This is a genomic window from Providencia sp. PROV150 (assembly GCF_028481025.1).
Classification (GTDB): domain Bacteria; phylum Pseudomonadota; class Gammaproteobacteria; order Enterobacterales; family Enterobacteriaceae; genus Providencia; species Providencia hangzhouensis.
In genome coordinates, this window is the sequence record NZ_JAMPPJ010000001.1 from 393035 (window position 1) to 416269 (window position 23235).

The 23235-nt window shown below is 39.9% G+C and carries 18 protein-coding genes; 12 read left to right on the top strand and 6 right to left on the bottom strand.

Going from position 1 to position 23235, the window contains the following annotated elements; translation table 11 throughout:
- The first annotated feature begins 51 nt into the window (after positions 1–51).
- Positions 52–618: a HutD/Ves family protein gene (locus PSE83_RS01900; RefSeq protein WP_272660609.1), complete on the top strand. Its 567-nt coding sequence runs from the start codon at positions 52–54 to the stop codon at positions 616–618.
- On the opposite strand, the gene PSE83_RS01905 is transcribed toward PSE83_RS01900, so the two are convergent.
- Positions 615–1226: a LysE family translocator gene (locus tag PSE83_RS01905; RefSeq protein ID WP_004264031.1), complete on the bottom strand. Its 612-nt coding sequence runs from the start codon at positions 1224–1226 to the stop codon at positions 615–617. The two genes, PSE83_RS01900 and PSE83_RS01905, sit on opposite strands and share 4 nt — an antisense overlap.
- Positions 1227–1381: 155 nt before the next feature.
- On the opposite strand from PSE83_RS01905, the gene PSE83_RS01910 reads away from it, so the two are divergent.
- From PSE83_RS01910 to PSE83_RS01945, 8 genes are all read left to right on the top strand, one after another.
- The gene (locus PSE83_RS01910; RefSeq protein WP_004264035.1) at positions 1382–1861 is read left to right on the top strand and encodes an Lrp/AsnC family transcriptional regulator; all 480 of its coding nucleotides are present in this window, start codon (positions 1382–1384) and stop codon (positions 1859–1861) included.
- Between the two features lie 658 nt (positions 1862–2519).
- Positions 2520–3863: a radical SAM protein gene (locus tag PSE83_RS01915; RefSeq protein WP_165880595.1), complete on the top strand. Its 1344-nt coding sequence runs from the start codon at positions 2520–2522 to the stop codon at positions 3861–3863.
- 10 nt (positions 3864–3873) lie between these two features.
- On the top strand, positions 3874–4563 hold the full coding sequence (locus PSE83_RS01920) for a TorD/DmsD family molecular chaperone (protein ID WP_004264043.1): 690 nt from the start codon (positions 3874–3876) through the stop codon (positions 4561–4563).
- 29 nt (positions 4564–4592) lie between these two features.
- Positions 4593–7175 (top strand): molybdopterin-dependent oxidoreductase, encoded by a 2583-nt coding sequence (locus PSE83_RS01925; RefSeq protein WP_136135193.1) that lies wholly within the window; start codon positions 4593–4595, stop codon positions 7173–7175.
- Between the two features lie 13 nt (positions 7176–7188).
- The gene (locus PSE83_RS01930; RefSeq protein WP_004264054.1) at positions 7189–7731 is read left to right on the top strand and encodes a DMSO/selenate family reductase complex B subunit; all 543 of its coding nucleotides are present in this window, start codon (positions 7189–7191) and stop codon (positions 7729–7731) included.
- A gap of 11 nt (positions 7732–7742) precedes the next feature.
- A complete protein-coding gene (locus PSE83_RS01935; protein ID WP_272660610.1) occupies positions 7743–8597 on the top strand; it encodes a dimethyl sulfoxide reductase anchor subunit family protein in 855 nt (284 codons plus the stop codon).
- A 230-nt stretch (positions 8598–8827) separates the two neighbouring features.
- A complete protein-coding gene (locus PSE83_RS01940) occupies positions 8828–10951 on the top strand; it encodes a TonB-dependent receptor family protein (protein ID WP_004264057.1) in 2124 nt (707 codons plus the stop codon).
- Between the two features lie 21 nt (positions 10952–10972).
- Positions 10973–12115 carry an ABC transporter substrate-binding protein gene (locus PSE83_RS01945; RefSeq protein ID WP_172767564.1) on the top strand — a complete coding sequence of 381 codons (1143 nt, stop codon included), beginning with the start codon at positions 10973–10975 and terminating at the stop codon, positions 12113–12115.
- Between the two features lie 75 nt (positions 12116–12190).
- On the opposite strand, the gene PSE83_RS01950 is transcribed toward PSE83_RS01945, so the two are convergent.
- The 3 genes from PSE83_RS01950 to PSE83_RS01960 are packed head-to-tail and all read right to left on the bottom strand — an operon-like array spanning position 12191 to position 16179.
- On the bottom strand, positions 12191–14011 hold the full coding sequence (locus tag PSE83_RS01950) for a CocE/NonD family hydrolase (RefSeq protein WP_004264061.1): 1821 nt from the start codon (positions 14009–14011) through the stop codon (positions 12191–12193).
- A gap of 4 nt (positions 14012–14015) precedes the next feature.
- Positions 14016–15431, bottom strand: a complete 1416-nt coding sequence (locus PSE83_RS01955; protein ID WP_050763789.1) for a YfcC family protein — start codon at positions 15429–15431, stop codon at positions 14016–14018.
- 25 nt (positions 15432–15456) lie between these two features.
- A complete protein-coding gene (locus PSE83_RS01960) occupies positions 15457–16179 on the bottom strand; it encodes an IclR family transcriptional regulator (RefSeq protein ID WP_004264067.1) in 723 nt (240 codons plus the stop codon).
- Positions 16180–16644: 465 nt separating this feature from the next.
- Here PSE83_RS01960 and PSE83_RS01965 point away from each other — a divergent pair, with 465 nt between their 5' ends.
- Positions 16645–17625: a Gfo/Idh/MocA family protein gene (locus PSE83_RS01965; protein ID WP_004264085.1), complete on the top strand. Its 981-nt coding sequence runs from the start codon at positions 16645–16647 to the stop codon at positions 17623–17625.
- Positions 17626–17663: 38 nt separating this feature from the next.
- Here PSE83_RS01965 and PSE83_RS01970 read toward each other — a convergent pair whose 3' ends face one another.
- Positions 17664–19313: an alpha-keto acid decarboxylase family protein gene (locus PSE83_RS01970; protein ID WP_036958717.1), complete on the bottom strand. Its 1650-nt coding sequence runs from the start codon at positions 19311–19313 to the stop codon at positions 17664–17666.
- A 124-nt stretch (positions 19314–19437) separates the two neighbouring features.
- Between PSE83_RS01970 and PSE83_RS01975 the strand changes: the two genes are divergently transcribed.
- Positions 19438–20334, top strand: coding sequence for a LysR family transcriptional regulator (locus PSE83_RS01975; protein ID WP_004264091.1), 897 nt, complete (start codon positions 19438–19440; stop codon positions 20332–20334).
- 266 nt (positions 20335–20600) lie between these two features.
- Positions 20601–22214 carry a GMC family oxidoreductase gene (locus PSE83_RS01980; protein WP_272660611.1) on the top strand — a complete coding sequence of 538 codons (1614 nt, stop codon included), beginning with the start codon at positions 20601–20603 and terminating at the stop codon, positions 22212–22214.
- A 439-nt stretch (positions 22215–22653) separates the two neighbouring features.
- Here PSE83_RS01980 and PSE83_RS01985 read toward each other — a convergent pair whose 3' ends face one another.
- Positions 22654–23184, bottom strand: coding sequence for a fimbrial protein (locus PSE83_RS01985; protein WP_004264094.1), 531 nt, complete (start codon positions 23182–23184; stop codon positions 22654–22656).
- Positions 23185–23235 lie beyond the last annotated feature (51 nt).

Genomic DNA, 23235 nt, shown 5'->3' on the forward strand with positions numbered 1-23235 from the left:
CCAATCTAGGTATAAATCTAAATGTGTTAGCAGCAACAGACGGGAGGTAATGTGAAAATAAAATGTTTTGACATAATGGAATTACCTATCCTTGATTGGAATGATGGTGCGGGGGCCAGCCAAGAAGTGTTTTGCTGGCCGGTTGCATCGGATTATTCATTACGCGCAAGCATTGCAACCATTAACCAAGATAGCTATTTAAAGCGCTATGCAGAAGGGGAAAGGCTGGTGGTATTGTTGAATGACCAGCCGCTTCTTTTAACCGATACCAAAGCGTTTGAGCATCGCCTAGAGCGCGCAGGTGATCACGCCCAATTTTCAGCTCAGCAATTTTGCGCGGTAAAAGTCTCAGAGCCATCAGTTAAGTTAATGAATTTTATTTTTCGAGATGATAGGTGGGTGGCTATAAACTATTTCATCACTGAAGATTGTAGATTATCCGCCAACCAAGCGGGGTTAGTCTACGTGCTCAATGGCGAATGGGAAATTTCAGGGGCAAATTGCCATCATATGGCGCAAGGACAAGGAGCGTGGTGGTTACCTGATATCGGTGAAGGAGATATAAAACCACTTAGCACCGATAGCAAGTTAATCTGGATTGAGTTATTACCCCGCTAACTGGTTGCTAAACCGATAGCGGCTAGCGTTAGCATTCCACCTGCAACACCTTCGGTTATACGACGTTTTTTATCATTATAAGCTTGTTTATTATGCATGGATGCAAATAATGCACCTATTACGCCGTAGATCACGACACACGAAAGTATAAAAGTGGCTGAAAGTATCAAGGATTGGACAGCGACACTTTCTGTTAGCTTAATGAAATTCGGTAAAATAGCAAAATACACCAGTAACCCCTTGGGGTTAAGAAAGCTAGTTAAAAATGCTTTACCCACGACCGCCTTTGTTGACACAGTTTGAATTCTTAAGTCTCCGGCTTTCATTGCAGATAACACCATGCGAATAGCAAGGTAAGTGACATAAGCGACCCCAACCCATTTAATGGTGTGGAAAATCATGGGTGAAGCTGCAACAATCGCCGCTAAACCAAGTGCAGCCAGAATCGCATGTGCCACATAACCCAATATAATACCCAAATTCGCTTTCAAGGCCGCTGAGGTTCCTCCCGATAATCCTTGTGCGGAAATAAATAGAATGTCTGGGCCTGGTGTGCAGACTAAAGGGATCACGGTTGCGCTAAATAAGAGTAAGTTCTGTAACTCCATTTCAATTCCTCATTATTGTTCATTGTTATTTTCACGCAACTGGCCAGTAGCGATAAAATTATAGCGATAATCCAATGATATTGGGTTTTTTTATTGCTTTAAAATAAACAAAAATTGGTATTTAATATCATTAATTAATATAAAATTGAGGGGGAATGCCAATGAAGGAAAGTAGACTAAAACTGGATGCCATTGATAGGCATATCTTACAAGTATTACAAAGAGATGGAAAAATTCAGAATATTGAATTAGCTAAAGAAGTGGGGCTTTCCCCGTCACCTTGCCTACGTCGTGTGAAATTACTTGAAGAGGCTGGGGTTATCAAACGTTATGTAGCGGTGTTGGATGGCAGTAAAATTGGAGCTGGCCTTTCTTTATTTGCTCGTATTTGGTTTAAAACACAGGATGCTAAAACCATCAACCAATTCGTTGAAGACATTAAACAGATGCCTGAAGTCGTCGAATGCCATCTAATGGCTGGGGAATGTGATGCACTGATCCGTATTGTGACGGAAGACTTAGCTTCATATCGTCGTTTCCATGCGGATCATTTAACACAAATTAGTAGTATTCAAAGTATTAAGACGGAGGTACCAATGGAAACGGTTAAGGTTACTTATGCTTTACCACTTTGATGATAATAGCTAATAGAGCGATAGTGACAAATTGAAAATGCTTAACGATTAATTTTAATTATATAAATTAAATATGATAAAAATGATAAATAGTCACTATGCTTTATTTGTTGGGGAGATTTATTTTTATAAGATAAAAATAAATAATAATACAAAAATGAATAGATGAACATTTTTTGAATTTTAATTTTACAAATTGAAATATTATTATGATTATTTTAATGTTAACAGGTTAGTTTTATTTTATTTTTAAGTGTTGCCTAATTGGCTATTTAGTTTTTATATAGCGACTTATTTGATGAGATTATTCTCATATAATGAGAACGTTGCTGAGTAATAATTTGGCTGTGCTAGCAGTATCAGCTAATTGGTTGATATATAAATAATGAAAGGAAAGTTTTTTTGATCTTGCGCAACATCATATAATGCCACTAACTTATACTGCCATTAATACTAAATCAAAATAAAATAATGCGAATATTTCTTATTTAAAAAATATTTTCAATTTAATCGGTAATGATGTGAGTCTTTATAAGCATTTTTCTAATTGTCACAGGTATTGTCATACCCGTCTATTAATTGATTATTTGCGATCTGAGTCCAATTGAAAATTCAACGAATAATAGAAACTATTTGCTCATAAATTGAAGGTAAATTTATGATCTATCCTATTACAGATAGAACAATCTCTACAGTAAATAACCAAAAGTTTAAGCGTTATGCTATTCGCTATTTGGATATTGAACAGCAAACACAGCAGGCAATTATCGAATATGGACTTAATTTTGAAGACCCTTTTGCACAGCAACATGAGATTGAACAACTCAAACTAGATATAAAAAGTAAAGGCGCAATTTTTTCGAATAGTGGAAAGAGTATACATTGTAATTGGCTATCAAGTGCTTGTGTACAATGCCGTACAGGGGAAGGGAGTCACACGACATTTTTATCCTTAAAATGCCACCGCGATTGTTACTTTTGTTTTAATCCAAATCAAGAAAACTATCATGAATTTCAAGAGGAAATGCGCGATGCTATTGGTGAGGTTGATGCGATAGCAGAACAAGGTTATCCACTTACCCATATCGCACTAACAGGAGGGGAACCTCTACTTTTTCGCCAAGAAAGCATTGCGTTTTTCCAAGCAGTCCAACAGAAATTACCTCTGGCTCATAGCCGTTTATATACAGCAGGTGATCCATTAGACCGTAATACGGCATTAGCTCTAGCTAAAGCTGGTCTACAAGAAATCCGCTTTAGTATCAAAATTGATGATCCTAAAGAACGAATTACTAAAGTTTTACATCGCATTACTTTAGCTCGCGAAATTTTTCCAACTGTAATGGTGGAAATGCCCGTGATCCCCGGTACAGAACCGCAGATGTATCAATTACTTACTCAGCTTGATGATATTGGTATTGATGGTATCAATTTATTAGAGTTTTGCTTTCCACTAACAAATAGCGAGGCTTATCAAACTCGCGGGTTCATGCTTAAAAACCCACCTTATGAGGTGTATTACAACTATTGGTATGCAGGTGGATTAGCTGTCGCACAGAGTGAACTAGCCTGCCTCCGTGTTCTTAAATTTGCACTAGAAAATCAGTTATCTATTGGAGTGCACTACTGCTCTTTAGAAAATAAGCATACTGGGCAAGTGTACCAAAGCAATGCTTTTTTTGAACACAACGAACAAATAATAGGAAAGCATTATATTTTTTCCTCTCGGGATTATTTTTTTAAAAGCGCCAAAGTTTTTGGTGACGATTGTGAAAAAGTGGCGGTTTTATTGAAAAACGCAGGCGTTTCTTATCATCAAGAATTGTTGCATGGATTTTTGCAGTTTAATCCTGAAGCAATTTGCTTATTAACCCCGCTAGCCAAACTGCCTATTGCATTGACTTCCCACATTATTGAGCCCGATGAACAGGGCAATCCTTTAATTAAAGAAGTGCGAGTTGAACTCACCACACCCACTGAATTTTTATTGACTGACCTGTAGGGAAACATTTATGACCAATGATGACCAAATTTTAGATTTTCTTTATGCGCGTCAATTTGCTTATGACGTATTACGGCGCTTGTTTATGGAAGAACCGACGCCAGAATTATTAAGTTATTTAAGTGATTCAGGGTTGTTGTTATTCCCCTGTGATGAAGCATTACCTGCAATGAAAAATGCGATAAATGAGATGCATAAAGACTTAAACAATAGGCGGATACAAGCCAATAACGAAGATTTCGAAAATTTGCATTGGGATTTTACTCGCTTATTTATTGGCCCAGAAGCCCCGCCGGCAGCGCCATGGGAATCAACGTATGTTTCTCGTGACAAATTGTTATTTCAAGAAAGTACCTTAGCAGTGAAGTCTTTTTATGAACAGTATGGCGTTCACTTGCCAGAAGGTGATATGGAAGCCGCTGACCATATTGGTTATGAGTTAGATTTTATGTGGCATTTAAGTCTGCGTATTACTGAAGTTATTGATAGCGAAACTGAAAATGTTGATTGGACTAAAGTAAACGCATTATTGCTCGGGTCTGCGACATTCCTGAATACCCATTTATTGGCTTTTATTACGCCATTTTGCCGCTCAATGTATAACCATGCAGAAACCGTATTTTATCGTCAATTAAGTTCATTACTTGAACTTTTTTTACGCAATGATATTAAAAAAATCAATGAATTAGTCAATTTATAATAATAAAACAAAATGAAGAGGTAAGAGCAATGTCAGAAAGACAGAAAATAGCCTTAAGTCGCCGTTCATTTATAGCTTGGACATCAGCGGCATCAGTAATGGCTACGTTACCGCTGAGTAAGCAATTATATGCGGCAACACCAGAGGAGGAAAAAGCAGTTGCACAAGCCACTGATGCAGTGACTCAAGGGAAATGGAAACCCGTAGCCTGTTGGCATAACTGTGGTGGCCGCTGTGTTAATAAAGCATTGGTGGTCGATGGTGTCGTTGTTAGACAAAAAACAGATGATGTGGTTGCAGATTCTCCTGATTTCCCACAACAGCGAGGTTGTTTACGTGGTCGTTCACAACGTAAACAAGTTTTTGGGGCGGATCGTCTGAAATACCCCATGAAGCGTAAAGGCTGGGCCCCGGGTGGTGGGGACAAAAGCTTACGAGGACGGGACCAATGGGTGCGCATCAGTTGGGATGAAGCATTAGATATTGTGGCATCAGAGTCGAAACGTATTAAAGAAAAATATGGTAACGAGTCTATTTGGATCACGGGTGGTAACGGTGTTGATATCCAAAACGTTTACGCCAAAGCGGGGGGTTTTGTTGGGGATTGGGGAACAACCTCGTGGGGAGCATGGTTTGAAACACCAGCCCATTTAGGATTACTTGAAGGATTTTATACCTTTGGTACCAATGACCGTTTTGATATGCGTAACTCCCAGTTGATCGTGATGTGGGGGGCAAACCCAGCGTGGAGTAGCCCGGGTAGCCCAACCTATAATTATTATCAGGCAAAAAAAGCTGGGGCTCGCTTCATTAGCATTGACCCAAGTTATACGACGACGGCAGAGTTAATGGATGCAGATTGGTACCCCATCAATCCGGGTACTGACCATGCATTAGCACTGGGTATTATGTACGCACTATTAGAAATGGATAGCCCTGACAGTCCGTTGATTGATTGGGATTTTTTACGCCGTTGCACAGTTGGTTTTGATGAAAGTAATATGCCCGCAGGTGCAGACCCGAAGGGGAACTTCAAAGATTATCTATTAGGCACCTATACGGGAGAGCCAAAAACACCTGAGTGGGCCTCTAATATTTGTGGGCTGTCAGTGAGTGATATTCGCACTTTGGCACGTGAAATCGGTGGCACTAACCGAGTCGCATTGCTTACAGGTTGGGCACCTGCTCGAATTCATAATGGTGAAGGGTGGGTGCAAGCATTCTCAACCTTAGGCTTTATGACTGGCCATATGGGAAGGCCTGGCCGGATGACAGGGGTTAGTTGCCATTTCGCTGCTGGAAATAATGGCACGCGGCTCGTTATGGCGGGAGCAAGTGGGCTACCTTCAGTACCAAACCCAGTCAGTTTAAAAATCAATCACAATGAGCTTAACCGTGCATTATTAGAGAAAAAATTCCGCCAACGTGGTGTGGGAGATGTCGATGCAAATATCCAAATGATCATTCATCCATTCAATGCCACGTTACAAACACGAGCCAATATTTCGCAAAGCGTTGAGGCCTACCGTAAAGATGTGGAATTGGTTGTGACCGCAGCGTATGTTCCGCATACTTGCGCCAAATATTCGGATATTGTCTTACCGGTGACGACTGAATGGGAGCGTGAAGGAACCATATTAAATCCAAGTAACCGTGAAGTTATGATAGCTGCGGTGAATGTAACGCCACCACTTTATGAAGCGAGAAGTGACCAATGGATCGCCAAAGAAATAGGTAAGCGTCTAGGTATTAATGTCGATGAAGTTTTTCCTGTTTCGGAAAAACAACAATTTTTCAATAAACTCAATGGCGCAACAATCATTGGTGAAGATGGTAAGACAACAGAACCATTAATCACAATCACTCAAGCGGACATTGATGAATGGCAAGTAACAGGCAAGCCACAACAGGGGCGAATTACCCTCAATGAATTTCTTACTGTTGGGAAATACCAAGTAAAACGGACGGCTGGTGATAACTATGGCTATATTGCCTATGAAGATTTCATTCGCGACCCACAGGCCAATCCACGACCAACACCAAGTGGCAAATTTGAAATTTACTGCCAAACATTAGTCGAAAAAGCCGATGAGTGTGGCTGGACTAAATTACCACCAATTCCTGAGTATATTCCGTCTGCAAGTGGTTACGAGGCTAGCTTTAGCGATTTCTCGAAGAAGGAGAAAGGGGATTACCCATTCCAAATCTATAATCCACACTATTTACGCCGCTCTCATAGCACGCTTGATAATGTGCCTTGGTTACGTGAACAGTGGCCAAGCCCAATTTATATCAATGCGTCTGATGCGAAACGTTTAGGTATTAAACACGGTGAAACTGTGTTGATAACGAGCCCACAAGGGAAGATTGTGCGCCCTGCATTGGTGACACAAACGATGAAGCCGGGTGTGGTCGCACTACCCCATGGCAGTTGGACTGATGTTGACGAAAAAACAGGGATAGATATGGCGGGGGCCGACAATACGCTAACCATTCAAGTCCCTACAGGGCTTGGTACATCAGGGTGGAACACGATGCTATGTAATATCGAAAAATGGCATGGTGACCAGTTAGTTCCAGATGCAGCAATTCCACAGCGTATTATATTTTAGGGGGCAATAAGAAATGGATAAACAAGTCGGATTTTATATTAATGTTGCCACTTGCATTGGTTGTAAGACCTGTGTTGTTGCATGTAAAGACAAAAATGACCTTGAAGTCGGGCGCAACTTTCGCCGTGTGTATGATATTGAAGTGGGGGAGTATCCACGTCCTCGGACTTGGCACTTGTCTATTGCCTGTAACCATTGTGATGATCCGCAATGTGTAAGTCATTGTCCTACCACCGCAATGCACAAACGAGAGGAAGATGGCGTTGTCTTAGTCGACCATGATAAATGTGTGGGTTGCCGCTATTGTACGTGGGCTTGTCCATATGAAGCACCTCAGTTTGATGCCAGTATTGGAATGATGACTAAGTGCGACACTTGTCTTGATCTCCGTGAAAAAGGAGGAAATCCAATGTGTGTTGATTCTTGCCCTATGCGTGCGATTGAGTTCGGTCTAATTAGCGAATTACGTAAAAAATATGGCTCGAATGCAGATATTGCCGGGCTACCTAGCTCAAGTATTACCAAACCGAACCTAGTTGTCGGTACAAAAGGATAAGGAGAATTATCATGCATGAATTTCCGTTGGTGATTTTCACCTTATTTATGCAAGCTTCTGTGGGGTGCTTGTTAGTTTCATTAGTATGCTATTTTCGTGTGCTTGAAGGCGGAAATAACCTACAAAGCGTCCAGTTTATTAAACTGCCTGTTCTAGCTAGTTTTGTTCTGGGCTGTGTTGGGTTATTGGGTTCATTATTTCATATGGGTAACCCGCTACACATGTTTTATACCATGCTGCATGTATCAACCTCATGGATGAGTCGTGAAGTGTGGGCGACTGCAATTTATATGGCGCTATTATTTTTCAGTGTCGCGCTGTTATTACTTAAACAAAAAGCGAACGCGCCGCTACTGTTGCTTAGTGCGTTAGCGGGTATTATCTATATGTATGCAATGTCAGCGTTGTATGCTAATACCTTGTTTAATCTCTGGAATGGCTTATTTACCTACGCCAGTTTCTTTGGGGCGGTATTACTGGTTGGTGGCGTGATAGCGGCATTATTACTGGTAGGTTCTTTACGTCGCAATGATAAAGAAGAGCAATTAAAGCGAGTGGTTAAAATTACATTTGGTATTGGTGTTATTGGGATCTTACTTATGCTGCTGGGCGCATTCTCTCTACTCGGAAATATCGGAGAGCCTATTTATATGGGAATGACGCCGCGTGAACTACCTGAGGGTTTAGTGAACTTAAGCATTGTTAGAGTCATACTTATTGCATTAGGAGTCTTGTTTGTTGGCCGTTTACTGTGCAAAAAAAATGGGCAGAATGTAAATGCAACATTTGTTATGTCACTGGCAACACTCTGTATTTTTGTTGGTGAGGGGGTTGGCCGAGTGGTATTTTTCTCGCTGGGTGGTTAATGCCTTTAGAGGCAAAATGATATTTGCCTCTAATTATATCATGTTTACCAATAATATGAACCGAGGGGAATCTCCCTTCGGTTTTTTTAGCTTTCTTCACTCTCAATAACCCTTTATATAATAAGGAATTAAAACAGAATAATTTCAAAATAAATAGTAAATTAAGTTGATTGTTTGTAATGATTATAATTATCATTATCTCTCTTAATCTCCTTTATTGCTTATTCCTTATGAATTTAAAAACTAGCAAGCTACTCATACCATTAGCAATTTCAGCGGCATTAGCGCCTTATCATGTATTTGCTGCTGATAATCCAAAAAATGATCAGATTACAGTTACAGGCAATTGGCTTGAAAATACTGAAGATGGTGAGGTGGTATTTAATCACCCAGGTGCTCGAACGGTAAAAACGCAGCAACAAATTAAAGAATCAGGCAGTGAAACCATTGCTGATGCATTGAAAGGGATACCCGGTGTGCAGGTACGAGAAAGTAACGGGACAGGTGGGAGCGATGTTTCCTTGAATGTTGGGGTTCGTGGGTTAACCTCACGCCTTTCACCTCGCTCAACGATTTTACTCGACGGTATGCCACTAGCGGCAGCTCCTTATGGCCAACCTCAGCTGTCGATGTCGCCATTATCACTAGGGAGTATTGAATCTATTGATGTGATCCGCGGAGGAGCTTCCGTACGTTATGGGCCACAAAATGTGGGTGGCGTCATTAACTTTGTGACAAAACCTATCCCGAAAGACTTTTCTGGTGGTGTTTCGTTACAAACCCAAGGGGCTAAAACAGGAGGGCTCAAAACCCTAGTCGATGCGTCCGTGGGGGGCTCAAAAGCCGATGACTCAGCAGGAGCGATACTGCTGTATTCAGGGTTACATGGGCAGGGCTACCGTAAAAGCAATGATAATACAGATATTGATGACCTGATTTTAAAAACACGTTATGCCATAACCGATAACGACGAGTTACTGGCTAATTTTCATTATTATCATGCAATGTCAGGTATGCCAGGTGGGCTAACTCAAGCGCAATATAACGCTGACCCATTCCAATCAACACGGCCTTATGACCGTTTTGAAGGGAATCGACAAGATATGTCATTGAAATATAAACATGAAGAAGATGATAAACAATTTGAGTTAATGACATGGTTTAGTAAAAGTTATCGGGGGAGTTATATAGAAAGTGACCATAAAGATAAAGCGAATGAAAGACGGTTAGTTTCTTACCCTCGTCACTATACCGCGTATGCAATTGAACCGAGTTATTCACAATTATTCCGTTTTAATGATATTTCACATGAAGTGACGGTGGGATACCGTTATTTAAATGAAACCGCAGACGAAAAAGCTTACCGTTCAAATTGGTACCAAGCCGGCACTCAAAGTTCGCGGCCGAGTACTAATGATTATTACCAACACACATCAGGTGGAACAGAAGCCCACGCTATTTACCTTGATGACACCATTGATGTTGGTAATTGGACGGTGATCCCAGGGATCCGCTATGAGAACATTAATATTCATTTAAATGACAGTTTTAAAAACCAAAACAGAAGTAAGCGATATAGCGAACCGCTTCCTGCGCTAGCGGTGATCTATCACATTGATGATGAATGGAAACTATTTGCCAATGCCAGTACGTCATTTGGCAGTTTGCAGTATTTTCAGTTGAATACGAAAGGGGTAGGGAATTCACCCGCAAATGGGTTAAGTGCAGAAAAAGCACATAACTATGAAGTGGGGACTAAATACGATAATACTGCGCTATCTCTTGAAGCGACATTATTTTATATCGATTTCGATGACCAATTACTTTACGTTGAAAATACAACGGGTTGGACAAATTTGGGAGCCACAACTCATCAAGGTGTGGAATTGGCAGCAAGATATAACCTGTCTGAGCTGAGTGATAAATTGGATGGTATAAGTGTGTATAGTACTTATACCTACACTAAAGCGGTAAGTAAAAAAGGGGATTTCGCTCATAAGGATTTACCGTTTTATTCACGGCAAGTCTTTACCGCAGGTAGCCGTTATGAAACTGGTAATTGGGTATGGAACTTAAATACTTATGCACAATCTACCCAAGAATCGCCAGGAACATCAAGCCATTATGTAACAAAACCAAGTGCTGATGGCCGATACGGAACAATCCCCGGTTATATGGTGTGGGACGCACGAGGCGAGTACCATTTTGGAAAAAGTTTGTCTGATTTAACGCTATCTGCTGGTATTAAAAATCTTTTTGATCAAACTTATTTTACACGTTCTACGGATAACAATTATGGTATCTATGTGGGGCAGCCAAGAACTTACTATGTTCAAGCATCCGTAAAATTTTAATAAAAATAAGGCAGAACAATGATGATGAGAAAACTTATCAATGCATTCGTGCTGATTCTTAGTGCTGTTAGCCTACTATTTTCAACTAATAGTTTGGCGGCACCTATCACTGTGACGGATATTGCGGGTAGGGATGTGACGGTTAATGCCCCTGTATCTCGAGTGATGCTGGCGGACAGCCGTGTTTTAGTTGCGTTAAATATATTACATCCGCAAGACCCATTAAAAGGGATTATTGCTTGGGATGATGCGTTAATTAAAAAAGCGCCTGATTTGAGTGTTGCGTACAGCAAAAAATTTCCACAACTCAGTCAAATACCTGTTTTTCCCAACCCTTATACGACAGATTTTAGTGTTGAAAAGGCCTTAGTAGCTCAACCTGATTTGTTAATTTTTGATATTGGCTTAAAAAGTAAGCTTGCTGAAAGTGGCACCTTATCGTTATTGGAAAAAAGTGGTTTACCCGTTATTTTTATCGACTTTAGGCAATATCCATTAAAAAATACCATGCCGAGTATGGCATTACTTGGCCAAGTATTCGGCGAGGAACAACAAGCACAAGCATTTAATCAGTTTTATCAACAAAAGTTAGACTTAATCCGTTCAAGAGTGGCTAAACTTAGCAAAGAGCAGCGTCCAAGCGTATTCATTGAACGAGCTGCTGGTATCCAAGGGGAAGATTATTGCTGTAAAACGTTCGGTAATGGTAATTTTGGCGAATTTGTTGAAACGGCAGGCGGGAATAACCTTGGTTCACAATGGTTTAGTATTGGAATGGGTGGGGAAATCAGTGAAGAACAATTGATTCACAGCAACCCTGATTATTATTTAATGACCGCAGCTGATTGGGATAGTACCCGTAAAGGTAGTGCTTCTGTGCCGTTAGGTTATACGGGGGATAAACAAAAGTCTTTAGCTCGCTTGAGTAAGCTAATGGATCGCCCTAAGTTTCGTTCATTATCTGCTTACAAAAACAAGCAAGTATTAGCGTTATACCAGCAATACTACGATACGCCATTTAACATTATTGCGGTGGAAGCGATTGCAAAATTTATCCACCCAGAGTTGTTTGCAGACCTTGACCCACAGGCAGATAGCGATTATTTACACCAGACCTTTACTGCCCTAGAGGGGGATGGTGTGTTTTGGGTTCAAGCGGAATAATTATCTTCTCATATAGCCCGCTTTAGTGGTGTTGGCAGTTAAAGCGGGCAAATTTATTGGTTAATTATATTATTTTTAAGTTTCGTTGAGCACGGGCAAAATGATTTTTGACGGGTATTCGCTAGAAATATGTAGGCTATTACAAGCTATTTTCCAGGTTCTATCACCCGCGATAGTTTTACCTGTATTTGTATTGAAGTCATATTTAGGGAAATTGCTACTAGAAATATCTAATCGGATACGATGTCCTTTTGCGAAACGGTTTGCACAGGCAAACGGCTTAATTTTTACTTCGACAATTTCATTTGGGGTTAATAATTCCTTCCGTTCATAACCATGCCGAAAACGACAACGGATGATGCCATCAGTAATATTCATGGCATAGCCTTGAGGGTAATCGGCACTGGGAGGGTAAACATCAATAAGTTTTGCAGTGAAATCTGTATCTAATGCATCACTGCTTATCCAAAGCGACACTTCAATTTCACCTGCTAAACAGACATCTGCTTGTAATTCTTCGGTTTCGAATACTAATACATCACAGCGGGCAGAAAGGGGTAAGTTATTATGCTTACTACCAAAAAACTTTGGTAATTCACATTGATTGAAAGCCCCACCCCAAAATATAGGCTGACCTGAGGTTAAGGCACCGCCAATGGTAGGCACTGGGTGCTTAGGGTCATAACAATAGGATATTGTAGTTGTTTTAGTGTAGGGCTGATGATGTAATTTGTTATCTGGCCACAGATAATACGCAGTTTTCTCAGTATTTGGCAAAGGCCACTGATGGTGGCTAAGCCATTTTCCCCCATGCTCTATACGTCCTTGTTGGTTGCGTTTACCACTTCCACCACCCATCATGAATATTGTTACTTCGTCACGATGGTTTTTGGCGCTCTCATCCTTTAAGTGAGTTTCAAACCAGTTTAAACGGCAAGATAACCAACTTTCACTAACATTGTGGTCAAATGCTGCGATATCACCAAACTCTGCGTCACCACTATGCGTGATATTACGGTCACCATGTAGCCAAGGCCCCATGATTAATTTTTGCGGTGATTGTTTTTTGGTAACAAATGCATAGTAGTTATCTAATGTTGAACTGACATAGGCATCGTACCAGCTAGACATAAATAACACTGGGATATCCGGTATTTGGTCATAATAGCCTTCGGCATAAATGCCTATTTTCTGCCAATAATCGGAAAAACACTCTTCTTCCCATTGCTCAAATAAATACGATTCATATTCAGGAACATGTTTAAGCAATGTTTGTCCTTGATGCCATGGCATTGTCGTAAACCATTCATGGATATTTTCTTGTTCGAGTGCGGCTAAAATTTCGGGAGATTGCTGGGCGAGTGGGCTTAGTTTAGCTTGCTTAAACGCCCAAGTGGCTTGTTTGAGTTCAAAAGCCCCCCCTTGACGGATCCCGCATTGGTAGGCGTTGGCAAAACCGCCAGAATCCAGCACCATCGTCTGTAAACCTGGTGGATTTAAACACGCCATTGCTAATTGTGTATGAGCGGCATAAGAGAGACCCATTGAGCCTATTTTGCCATTACACCAGGGTTGTTCCATAATCCATTGTAATGTATCAAAACCATCTTCAGCTTCATTAATATATTTTGTGAACTTTCCTTCGGACTCATAACGCCCGCGGCAATCCTGATACACGACAATAAAACCATGTTTATTGAAGTATTTCGCCATTTCTTGGCGTGTTATTTGCTGGCCTGATACCGTTTTTTCCGAACGAGAAGGTGCGGTTTTATCATAGGGGGTTCGCTCTATAATAACGGGAAAAGATGCAGTTGATTGAGTTTGTGGAAAGTAAATATCGGTTGATAGCATTATTCCATCACGCATTTCTATTCGGTAATTCTTCATATCCATCTTACTAATACCCTATGGTAACGGCGACGCTCAGTAAACCAATGCTGATTGCCATAAAAATGATAAAAAGCGGTAAAATATATTTTGCCCAGGTGGTCCAACTGACACCGGCTGTAGCTAAAAAGATCAATAACCCACTAGATGTTGGTGTGATCATATTGGTTAGCCCATTACCCATTAAAAATGCAAAAACCGTTGTTTGAGGGGAAACACCAGAAATTTCACCAACGGGGCCTAAAATTGGCATTGTGACAGCGGCTTGCCCAGAAGTAGATGGAATAGCAATGTCTAATAATAGTTGGGAAATAAACATGCTATATGATGAAACATAAGGACCGTGATTACCGACAAGCCCAACTAATTGATGAATAATGGTATCAAGAATTTTACCTTGAGAAAGAATAATTTCGACAGCAGTCGCTAACCCAATTAACACCCCTGCGATGAGGACTTTTTTCATTCCACTGACAAATGCATTAGCGGCGGCACTTGCGGTCAAACCACTACAACAAGTTAAAATAACACTTAAGAATAAATAGTAAGCAGATAAATCATTATTTTTCCAATGCCAGCGATTAGAGGCATAGACTAAAAATGCAACACCGATAGCTAAGACAATTAACATAAGTTTATGGCGATGGGTTAATTGTGTGGTTTGATTATGTTCTTCAACCACATAGTTTGTGAGCGTCGTTTTACGAATGCTATAGAAAACGAATAAAATACCGAGTGTAATAAAAATAAGGTACGCCGCAATTCGCATACTTAAACCACTAAACACGGGTAAACCAACAAGCGGTTGTGCGATAGAAAGTGCATATGGGTTGGTGATGGAGGCGAGGTATCCTACCTTAACCGCAATAGCTACAATGGCAAGCCCAATAAGTTCATTCAACCCAACGCGTTTCACTAAGGCTATAACCATGGGAATAACCAAAAGATACTCTTTGGCCAACCCCATAAAGGTACTTCCCATGGAAAATACAATCATTAAGAAAGGGATTAACAAGTAGATATTGCCTCGGGTAACATGGAGCAATCGCTCTAGCCCTGATTCTATAGCCCCTGTTTTATTGAGAATACCAAACATTCCTCCGATGAATAGCACCATATATATAAGTGGCGATTGCTTAACAATTCCTTCGGGGATCGCTTTAAATAGTTGAGGCAAACTGACAGGAGCGGCAGTACCTTCCTCCGATTTCTCAGTGCCTAATAATTGCTCTAACGTAATGTCTTTAGTGATAGTTTGGTAAGAATCAGGAATAACTTTCTTGCCATCACGCTCATATTGGCCTGAATTAACAAAATAAGTCATTAAAAAGGCAATGATAACTATAGTTAACATTACTAAAACCGGGTTCATTTGCCAGCCTGGTGGTGAAGATGGGCTTTGTATTGTGCTGTTTGTTGGTTGCATGATGTTGTCTCTTTTATTGTATTAATTATGAGTCGTAACCGAGCTGCCTCGATATACGTAAAGCAGACAGAAGCAGTTGTTCAGTCATATCTTGTTCTTTTTCATCAGAAAAACGGCTTAGAGGTAAGCTAATACTCAGTGAAGCAATGCATTCCCCATGTTGTGAAAAGATAGGTGCGGCGATCGCACCAATACCTGCGGTTAATTCACCTCGGGTAATTGCAAAACCTTGTGAGCGTATGGTTACAATAGATTTTTCAATAGAGGGGTTCTTTTCAATAAAATGTGCTTGAACATCTTTAGGTGAGTAAGCCAATAGCACTCTGCCTGAAGCCCCAGATCCTAACGGTCGGCGATTACCAGCTTCACTGCGCACTTGAAGTGATTGTCCTGATGGCTTATGAAGAACTTGTAAAATTTCATCGTTGTCACGTATACGCATTTGAATATTTTCATCAAAACGTTGACGTAGTTGCTCTGCTTCAACCTCTGCGACTTGAATATAGTTAATTTGTTGGCGAGCGCAATTCCCCAAGCTTAATAATTGATGGCCTAAATGATAGGTAACCGGATTTTCATTTTTTTGTACGAAATGGCGATTTTCCAATGTGCATAATAAGCGGTATACCTTGGATTTATTCATGCCAGATAAGCGTGCAAGTTCACTTAACCCAAGATTGTTTTTTTCACCTAATAGCATCAATAACAATAAAGCATCATCAACGGCAGTGACAATATTTTCTTTCATATCAACCTCGACTGGTTCATACAGTAAACCATTGGTTTATTTAATAAAATTAGCATGGAGAATAATAAAAAATGATTCAAGAAAGTTGTTAATAAATTGTGAGGTGAGTTAGGGTTTTAAAAAGGTATTTTTCAGTGATAAAAATGAAAGTGGAGTATTTTTAATATAAAACAATTGGTTATAGGAAATGTAAAATAAGAAAGTTTTGATGACAACGCGAATAGAAATGATTGTAAATGGGAAGCTAATCGTCATTTATGGCGGTTATTTGGTTCACCTAGTGAAATTGATTCGTACACCAGCAATAAATAAAAGAACCTCCAGCGAAAAAAATCGTCGTTTTTATTGAATTTTTAAGGGGAAAATTCGGAAATGGCAGAGGTTATCAAAAAAGCATCGAAGGTATTTCTTAAATAATGAGCCTTATGGCAGAATGAAATTCACTTTCTTTAATGGATAACAGAGATGAAACTCGCGCTGGTCGGTTCTGGAAAAATAATCATGTCGGCTCTTGATGCTTTAATACAGGTGCAGGGGATAGAGCTAGTTGCACTGTGTGTTCGGGAGGAAAGTATTGAAAAGGGGCAGGTTATTTGCCAACAATTTGGTATAGCAAAGTTGTATACTGATTATCAAGAACTCCTGCAAGACCCTGATGTTGATGTGATATACATAGGTTTGCCAAATCATTTGCACTTTCAGTATACCTTTGATGCATTGATGGCCGACAAACATGTGGTATGCGAGAAACCGTTTACACCAAATTGGCAACAATTGCAGGTGTTAATTTCCATTTCTCAGACTAGAGGGCTTTTTTTGTTTGAAGCCATTACGTCTATTCATACTCCTGAATTTCATTTTATCAAACAACATATTGATAAAATTGGTGAAATCAAAGTGATTCACGGTAATTACTCCCAATATTCAAGTCGATACAATGACTATTTACAAGGCCGTATTCATGCCGCTTTTGACCCACAGCAAGCAGGCGGTGCACTCTATGATATTAATCTATATAACATTTATTTGTTATCGGCCTTGATGGGAGCACCCGATAGTAGCCATTATATTTGTAATAAAGGGTTTAATGGAATTGATACATCAGGGATATTAACCGCCCATTTTGGGCGTTCAGTTGCATCGTGCGTGGGAGCGAAAGATTCGGCGAGCCCTGGTTACTTTATTATTCAAGGTACCAAAGGGTATATTTGTATCAAGGGGGCTCCAAGTCTTTGCCAGTCAGTCGAGGTTTGCATTGACGGGGAAATATCCAGCGTATCTCGGGATACAACAATCAATCATATGGTCTATGAGTTTGCATTCTTTCGTGAGCAAATTGGCACTAAAAGCTATGCTAAATGTAATGAATTGCTTGAATTAGCATTAATTGTTTCAAAAATATTGCATCAGTCACGAGACGATGTAGGGCTGGTATTTGAATCATAAATACATTGGCAGCGCTATGGCTGCCATAATTTGTCAATTTAAAATGAATATAAAGATGCTACTGATTTACCAAGCTTTTCAGCAAGCTCAGATGCCGCATATCTATCCATGATCACTTCGATATAGGCCGCATGGTTCGATAGCTCGGCTTGTTTAATCGCATTGTCTAATTCAATACAGTTGGTAACACGCTGACAATACCAATCTTTACAGCCTAATGCCGCGGGAAGCTGTGCATAATTCCACTGGGGTAAGTCGTTGTAATAGGCTTCAGGGTTTTTACACAAAAGCCGCTCAATTAAATAGCCGTCATTATTTAGGACCAAAATAATGGGTTTTAAGCCAAAACGGGCAAACTGGCTAATCTCTTGGGCAGTGAGTTGGTGAGAACCTTCTCCAGTTACTAAAATCACCCGTTTGTGTGGCTCAGCTATTGCTGCACCAAATGCAGCAGGAGTGGCCCAACCGATAGAGCCCCACAAGGTTTGGTTATGAAACTGTGCATTTTCAGGTAATAAAGCAAAACCTAACCCCATGGATGCAGTTCCCGTTTCTGCAATAATAATATCGTCCTTACGGAACATTTTTTCTAGGCGAGGGTACAAATATGAGGCAGTAATTTGGCCATTTTCACCTTGTTGTGGAGATCCTAAATCTTGGGCTTTGATCCCAACATGGTTCAGTGAGGGCACAAGTTCTTTTAATTTATGTAACACATCTTTCATCAATACATTTGGATAGATAGCAGAGCCCACTTTCACGTGGTCAGAAAGAATGTTAATACAGCTTTCAGGGGCAATAGCTGCCGTGAAGCTGCCGGAGTTGAAGTCCGTTAATACTGCACCGATCCCCATAACACAGTCACAACTCTCGACAAATTCTCTCACTTCAGGATTCATTAGTTTTCCGTTATAAATCCCCATATATCGAGAGTTAGATTCGCTTAAGACCCCTTTATCCATAAACATAGTGGCATAGGGTAGGCCAGTTTTCTGAATAATAGCCTCAACATCAGTCGTTAAGCCGAAACGTGCTGTTAAAATTCCAGGAATAATGCAGGCTTTTGTACTCGATGTGAGCTTTTCGACAATAGCTGTAACGGCAGCTGATAATGACTCGCTATGACTTTTATTTATAGTGATAGTTTCAGATGTTTTATCTGCTTTAATTGGCATAACAGCGTAGTCAGAAGGGAAACCTAAATAAACGGGTCGAGATTCTTGTAAAGCGGTTGTAATTAAACGTTCTGTTTCGGCAATACAGTTTTCAGGCGTTAAAATAGCGTGAGCACAGCTTAAGTGTTGACTCATTTGATAAAACACATCGAAATCACCATTTCCAAGAGTGTGGTGAACTAAGCGGTGGTTTTTTTGTACCCCACTTGCTGGCATACCAACAAGGTGAAAAATGGGAAGATGTTCAGCATAAGCGCCTGCAATACCATTTAAAGCACTGAGTTCGCCGACACCAAAAGTCGTCGATAATGCTGCTACACCTTTCACGCGAGCGTAGCCATCCGCAGCATATGAGGCATTAAGTTCATTGCAGTTGCCAATCCAGCGCATTTTTTCACTTTCACATACTGCATCTTCAATAGGGAATGCATAGTCACCAGCAACACCAAAAATATCGTGAATACCGATTTGGTAAAGTCTGTCCAATACGTATTCGATAACCGTCTTATTCATCATGCTGATCTCCATTAATTGCTTAGCTAATAATTCTAAATTGAATTATTTTTATCGTTTATTGTGCTTTAAAGGAAATCACTTAAACTCATTCTATCTATAACTAAAAATCATAGGGGGTGCAATGGACATTCGTTCATTACGTTATTTTGTTGAAGTCGTACAGCTCAATGGTTTTAGTCGTGCGGCAGAAAGTTTATTTGTAACGCAACCGGCGATTAGCCGCAGTATTAAAAAATTAGAAGATGAGCTTGGTTATACCTTGCTGATTAGGGAAGTCGATGGCGTTAAATTAACGGAGGAAGGGGACATTTTATTGGCTCATGCGAAGCAAATTCTTTCACAGTTTAGCAGTATGAAAAAAGCGTTACAGGAAAGGTCGGGCCCTATATCCGGGGTACTACCTGTGGGGCTACCACCGGTGATAGCATCGACTTATTTTGCTGACATTATTATGGCTTTTAGCCAACGTTACCCACAGGTGGAACTGAAAATTCTTGAGTTAGGTACCCGAAAAATGCGTGAGGCAATGTTAAATGGTGAAGTTGAAACTGCCGCGGTGATGTTACCTTTTGCTGATGACCGCTTTGAAGTACACCCCTTTTCAACGGACCGATTAATGCTATTAGTCAGCAAACAACATCCACTCGCGATCCGTGAATTTGTTAAATTTAGTGAAATAGTCGATGAGCCTTTTATTTTCTTTTCTGATGATTTTCTAATTAATGAACTGGTTGTCAGTGCTTGCGGTGTTTATGGCAAAAAGCCCACTATTTCCGGACGCAGTAGCCATTTAGATTTGGTAACTGCCATGGTAAGAGCCGGGGTAGGGGTAACGCTACTGCCAGATAGTATGTGGCAGAATACCAGTTCAGTGGGATTATCCGTTATTCCAGTTATTGAGCCAATATTGGCTTACGATATTGCTTTAGCGACAGTAAAAAACCACCACCAAAGCCGTCGTGCCAAAGCATGGCATGATTTGGCGTTAACTATATTAAAGGCCAATAGGGCAAGATGAGGCAGTTAGTCCTGTATTGCTAAGTCTTGCATTAAACCGCCCAGAAATATTCATTTATTAATGAATATTGCTAAGGTTTAAATATTTATCTTAATTAAAAATTTTCTTTAATAAACAGAATCTATTGAGATTATAAAATAATTACATAAGAAATTATTTTTGATTTAAATCACATATGCGGAATATTGTTCATACATTAATGAATTAAAAGCGCTATTGTTAACCAAATGAAAATAAATTGTTTATTTTATTTAGCGGGGTGACAAATGAGCGCAGTAAAATATGATTATATTATTGTAGGTGCGGGTTCTGCCGGTTGTGTTCTTGCTGCTCGGTTGATCCAAGAAACGCAATCTAGAGTATTACTTATCGAAGCGGGCGATAGCGATAACCATTTGTTTATTCGTATGCCTGCAGGTGTAGCGAAAATTATCGCCCAAAAGAGCTGGCCTTATGAAACTGAGCCAGAGCCTCATGCTAATAACCGTAAAATGCAAATTGCCCAAGGGAAAGTATTGGGGGGAAGTAGTTCTGTCAATGGAATGATTTATATCCGAGGACAGAAACAAGATTATGATAATTGGGCTCTAAACTATGGTTGTGAAGGTTGGGGATATGCGGATGTATTGCCATGGTTTAAAAAAGCAGAGAACAATGAAAGCCTGACAGGGGAATATCATGGAACAGAAGGCCCACTTCCTGTCAGTGAAAATAGATACCGGCACCCATTATCAATGGCATTTATTCGTGCAGCACAAGAGCATGGTCTTCCTTATCTCAATGATCTTAATGGAGAAAGCCAGCAAGGAACAAGCTTTTACCAGACGACAACGCATAATGGAGAAAGAGCCAGTACATCAAGAACCTATTTAAAATCAGTGGAAAAGAATGATAAGTTGACATTAAAGCTTGGCACTCAAGTGAACCGTATTATAATTCGCGATGGCCGCGCGATTGGTGTTGCTTATCAAGGGAAAAATGGCCATGAAGTTGAGGCATTCGTTAGTTGCGAAGTATTGGTTTGTTCTGGTGCGATGGGCTCTGCAAAATTATTGATGCTGTCAGGAATCGGGCCAGAGGAGCACCTATCTTCGTTGGGGATTGATACTCATGTGAATCTGCCTGTTGGCCAAAATTTTCATGACCACCTACATATGTCAATTAACGTCACGACTAAGCAACCAATTAGCTTATTTGGCGCAGACCAAGGTCTAAATGCGATTAAACACGGGGTAGAGTGGATAGCATTTCGCAGTGGACTGCTCACCTCTAACGTTTTAGAAGGCGCTGCATTTAAAGACAGTTGCAGCCAAGGTCGTCCTGATGTACAAATTCATTTTTTACCTATTTTAGATAGTTGGGATGATGTTCCTGGCGAACCTCTACCCGCCGCCCACGGCTTTTCTTTAAAGGTCGGGTACCTGCAACCTAAGTCCCGTGGTGAAGTTTTATTGCGCAGCGCAGACCCACAAGCACCACTAAAGATACATGCTAATTATCTTGCGTCACCTGAAGATATGGAAGGTTGCAAACGGGCAGTTAAATTTGGACTGGAAGTATTGGATTGCCCTTCATTACAAGTATTAAGCAAAGAAGTTCTAATGCCGCCAGCGTCGGTGCGCCATGATGAAGCTCAACTTGAAGAGTTTGTCCGAAATTTTTGTAAAACGGTTTACCATCCTGTGGGAACTTGCCGTATGGGAACGGATACTACAACATCAGTGACTGACTTGCGGTTACGTGTACATGGTATTGAAAACTTACGTGTCGTGGACTGTTCTGTGATGCCTGAAATTCCAAGTGGAAACACAAATGCCCCAACGATCATGATTGCAGAACGCGCAGCAGCGATGATTATAGAAGATAGGAACGCAAATTAGCCTTGCGATAAGGTAATAATAGAAAAACAGCATAAAATCAAGGCAACCACCCAAACTTTATGCTGTTTCAATAATCTTACGGTACTTAGAACGATCTAACATTAAGTTGTGGTGTTATATATTAAACCGTTATTTTGCTTTATTGATTTATAGTATTTTTATATTTAATGGTTTATTTTGTACTCGCGGTATATTCATTTAATTAAATCCATCAAATAAAATAGCGTACTTTTATTAAAGTTAAATAATTTCATACAATAAATTTACTTCTCAATGACTACTATAAAGTGACATAAAGTCGTATTTCCCTTTTTTGGATAATATGCCAAAGAGCGTTATAGGTGAAGCTGACTTGATTGGCTTGGGATGATGTAGATAAACCTTACCTTCACGATAAAAATTTCGACCGTGCATAATCATTTGAAAGCTAAACAAACTATTACTGATATTCCACTTTCAATATTCCAGAAGCGGTAAATAAACCTAGTTCAATTTCTTTCCCTTCATGAAAAACTGGGGACACAGTTAATACTGGCTGTGCATAGTAAGTAAAATTACGATATTCATTAGGTAATAAAGGCGTATTATCTGCTTGAATTTTTAGTCCTAAATTAGGGTTAGATGTTTCAAGCAAATCCGTATTAAAGCTTGCACTAGAGCTTTCAAGCTTTAATTTAAGATTTGGATTACTGGATGATTTACTTCCGCAATCCAAATGATAGTCAATGTTTTTTGTATAACGTTCACTGGTAAATCTGTGTAGATTTATTTCACCAAATGAGACTTCAATAGGTTGTCCAGGGCCATTTTCACCATACACATCACAAGTACTTTCAATCACATCCACTTTAATTGTTAATGTATAGGTTTCGGCAAGGCAAAAGCTACTAAAAAAAATAATCAGTATATTAGTGAGAGTTACAAATAGTAAAAGTAATCTTTTTTTTATTATTTGAGTTAAAAATATCATAATGATTTATACTCCAATCGATAAATCGAATAAATTAATTTCAAGTAACTT

What these genes read in the sequence shown, in the direction of transcription:
- PSE83_RS01905 (WP_004264031.1), bottom strand. Translation starts at nt 1,226, where the DNA reads ATGGAGTTACAGAACTTACTCTTATTTAGCGCAACCGTGATCCCTTTA.
- PSE83_RS01910 (WP_004264035.1), top strand. Translation starts at nt 1,382, where the DNA reads ATGCCAATGAAGGAAAGTAGACTAAAACTGGATGCCATTGATAGGCAT.
- PSE83_RS01915 (WP_165880595.1), top strand. Translation starts at nt 2,520, where the DNA reads ATGATCTATCCTATTACAGATAGAACAATCTCTACAGTAAATAACCAA.
- PSE83_RS01920 (WP_004264043.1), top strand. Translation starts at nt 3,874, where the DNA reads ATGACCAATGATGACCAAATTTTAGATTTTCTTTATGCGCGTCAATTT.
- PSE83_RS01925 (WP_136135193.1), top strand. Translation starts at nt 4,593, where the DNA reads ATGTCAGAAAGACAGAAAATAGCCTTAAGTCGCCGTTCATTTATAGCT.
- PSE83_RS01930 (WP_004264054.1), top strand. Translation starts at nt 7,189, where the DNA reads ATGGATAAACAAGTCGGATTTTATATTAATGTTGCCACTTGCATTGGT.
- PSE83_RS01935 (WP_272660610.1), top strand. Translation starts at nt 7,743, where the DNA reads ATGCATGAATTTCCGTTGGTGATTTTCACCTTATTTATGCAAGCTTCT.
- PSE83_RS01940 (WP_004264057.1), top strand. Translation starts at nt 8,828, where the DNA reads ATGAATTTAAAAACTAGCAAGCTACTCATACCATTAGCAATTTCAGCG.
- PSE83_RS01945 (WP_172767564.1), top strand. Translation starts at nt 10,973, where the DNA reads ATGATGAGAAAACTTATCAATGCATTCGTGCTGATTCTTAGTGCTGTT.
- PSE83_RS01950 (WP_004264061.1), bottom strand. Translation starts at nt 14,011, where the DNA reads ATGGATATGAAGAATTACCGAATAGAAATGCGTGATGGAATAATGCTA.
- PSE83_RS01955 (WP_050763789.1), bottom strand. Translation starts at nt 15,431, where the DNA reads ATGCAACCAACAAACAGCACAATACAAAGCCCATCTTCACCACCAGGC.
- PSE83_RS01960 (WP_004264067.1), bottom strand. Translation starts at nt 16,179, where the DNA reads ATGAAAGAAAATATTGTCACTGCCGTTGATGATGCTTTATTGTTATTG.
- PSE83_RS01965 (WP_004264085.1), top strand. Translation starts at nt 16,645, where the DNA reads ATGAAACTCGCGCTGGTCGGTTCTGGAAAAATAATCATGTCGGCTCTT.
- PSE83_RS01970 (WP_036958717.1), bottom strand. Translation starts at nt 19,313, where the DNA reads ATGAATAAGACGGTTATCGAATACGTATTGGACAGACTTTACCAAATC.
- PSE83_RS01975 (WP_004264091.1), top strand. Translation starts at nt 19,438, where the DNA reads ATGGACATTCGTTCATTACGTTATTTTGTTGAAGTCGTACAGCTCAAT.
- PSE83_RS01980 (WP_272660611.1), top strand. Translation starts at nt 20,601, where the DNA reads ATGAGCGCAGTAAAATATGATTATATTATTGTAGGTGCGGGTTCTGCC.
- PSE83_RS01985 (WP_004264094.1), bottom strand. Translation starts at nt 23,184, where the DNA reads ATGATATTTTTAACTCAAATAATAAAAAAAAGATTACTTTTACTATTT.